General features: G+C 62.7%; 3 protein-coding genes. All 3 read left to right on the forward strand.

What is annotated here, in order from left to right; translation table 11 throughout:
• The coding region (locus AC1DX0_RS34315; protein ID WP_477358802.1) for a sugar phosphate isomerase/epimerase family protein at positions 1 to 668 on the forward strand (668 nt) is incomplete at its 5' end.
• Between the two features lie 11 nt (positions 669 to 679).
• The gene (locus AC1DX0_RS34320; RefSeq protein WP_477358805.1) at positions 680 to 1,867 is read left to right on the forward strand and encodes a Gfo/Idh/MocA family protein; all 1,188 of its coding nucleotides are present in this window, start codon (positions 680 to 682) and stop codon (positions 1,865 to 1,867) included.
• Between the two features lie 43 nt (positions 1,868 to 1,910).
• Positions 1,911 to 2,644 (forward strand): sugar phosphate isomerase/epimerase family protein (locus AC1DX0_RS34325; RefSeq protein ID WP_477358808.1); only part of this gene is annotated, 734 nt, incomplete at its 3' end.

Consider the following 2,644-nt stretch of genomic DNA (forward strand, 5'->3'; position numbering starts at 1 on the left):
ATCTCGGGCTGAATGTCTCGGTGTCGTTCACCGGATCGCTGGCTTTCCCTTACCTCTATCCCTTCCCGCAGCGGCCGGCCGGACTGATCGAGGAGGCCTTTGGCGAACTCGGCAAACGCTGGAAGCCGATCCTCGATGTCTATGAGGACAATGGCGTCGATGTCGGCTACGAAATTCACCCCTCTGAGGACGTGTTCGACGGCGCCACCTTCGAGATGTTCCTCGACGCGGTCGGCGGCCACAAGCGCTGCAACATCAACTACGACCCCTCRCACTTCCTGCTGCAGCAGCTCGACTATCTCGAATTCATCGAYATCTATCACGAGCGSATTAAGGCMTTCCACGTCAAGGACGCCGAGTTCAATCCGACCGGGCGGCAAGGCGTCTATTCCGGCTATCAGAGCTGGACCAACCGTGCCGGCCGCTTCCGTTCGCTGGGCGACGGGCAGGTGGATTTCGGCGGCATCTTCTCCAAGCTGACGCAGTACAATTATGATTCCTGGGCAGTGCTGGAATGGGAGTGCTGCCTGAAGCATCCCGAAGACGGTGCTGCCGAAGGCGCGCCCTTCATCCAGCACCACATCATCCGCGTGACGGAAAGGGCGTTCGACGATTTTGCCAGCGGCACCACGGACAAGAAGCTGCTGCGCGCGATGATGGGAATTTAACGGAGAAGAAAATGGTTGGCGCATCGAAGTCGGAAACGGGAGGCGGCCCGATCCGCTATGGCATGGTCGGCGGCGGGCAAGGCGCCTTCATCGGGGCGGTGCACCGGATCGCGGCGCGCTTGGACAATGACTTCGTGCTGGTCGCCGGTGCACTGTCGGCGAATCCCGAGCGCGCCAAGGCYTCGGCWGCCGARCTCGGGCTYGATCCSGACCGCAGCTAYGSCTCCTAYGCCGAGATGGCCAAGGCMGAGGCCAAGCGYCCCGACGGCATCGARGCGGTGGCSATCGTCACGCCRAACAATGTSCAYGTGCCCGCGGCCAAGGCTTTCCTMGARGCCGGCATCCACGTGATCTGCGACAAGCCGCTGGCAACGACGCTGGCCGAGGCGAAGAAACTCGCCGCTGTGGTCGAGAAGACCGGCAAGGTGTTCGTGCTCACCCACAATTATACCGCCTATCCGATGATCCGGCAGGCACGCGARATGGTGGCCAAGGGCGTGCTCGGCGACATCCGCATCGTGCAGTCGGAATATCCGCAGGACTGGCTGACCGAGGACCTCGCCGCCACCGGCCAGAAGCAGGCCTCGTGGCGTGGCGATCCGAAACAGGCGGGTGCGGGCGGCGCGCTGGGCGACATCGGCACGCATGCCTATAATCTCGCTCGCTTCGTCTCGGGGCTGGAGCTTGACTCGTTGTCGGCCGATCTCGATGCCTTCGTGCCGGGTCGGCTGCTCGACGACAATGTCAACGTCATGCTGCGCTTCAAGCCCACCGGCAAGACGCATCCGGCCAAGGGTATGATCTGGGCGAGCCAGGTGGCGCCCGGCCACGAGAACGGGCTGAAGCTGCGCATCTATGGCTCGAAGGGCGGGCTTGAATGGGTGCAGGCCGATCCGAACTATCTCTGGTACACGCCGTTCGGCCAGCCCAAGCAATTGATCACCCGCAACGGCGCCGGCGCGCTGCCGGTGGCGGGCCGTGTCAGCCGTGTGCCGTCAGGCCACCCGGAGGGCTATCTCGAAGGTTTTGCCAACATCTACCAGGAAGCCGCGCGGGCGATCCGGGCTGCACGACGCAAGGGCGGCAAGCCGCCCAAGGATGTCGTCTTCCCGACCATCCAGGATGGCGTCGAAGGCATGGCCTTCATCGAGGCCTGCGTGAAGTCATCGAAGAAGAATGGGGCGTGGACGAAACTCTAAAACAAAAACGATCCGGGGGGATCAAACGGGGGGAGGGGCGTCGATGAAAATCGGCATGTGCATGTTTTTGTGGACGACGGCGGTGTCGAAGAAGCACGAGAAGCTGCTTCGTGACATCAAGGCGACTGGCTTCGATGGCGTCGAGATACCGATCTTCGCCGGTGTGCCGGACGACTACAAAAAGCTCGGTGACCTGCTCGACCGTATCGGGCTGGAGCGGACCGCGGTCTCGGCGATGGGCGATCCTTCAATGAACCTGATCTCGCCGGATACCGCGACCCGCAAGGCCGGTATCGCGTACATGAAATGGGCTGTTGATTGCGCTGATGCGCTTGGCGCCAGGACGCTCAGCGGGCCGCTGCACTCGACGCTCGGCGCCTTCTCCGGCAGCGGGCCGACACCCGCCGAGAAGAACCGTTCGGTCGCCTCGCAGCGCACTATCGGCGACCATGCCGGCAAGCGGGACGTCACCATCGGGCTGGAGGCGCTGAACCGCTTCGAATGTTATCTGATGAACACGATGGCGGACCTGTCGGAGCATATCGATGCCATCGGCAGGCCGCATATCAAGGCGATGTACGACACGTTCCACGCCAATATTGAGGAAGCCGACCCGATCGGCGCCTACACGAAGCACCGCAGGAATGTCGTGCACATCCACATATCGGAGAACGATCGCGGCGTACCGGGGCGCGGCAACATCCCGTGGAAAGAGACGTTCGCGGCGATCCGCAAGAGCGGCTATGACGACTGGCTGACGATCGAGTCGTTTGGGCG

It is taken from the genome of Mesorhizobium sp. P3_A9 (genome assembly GCF_056402975.1).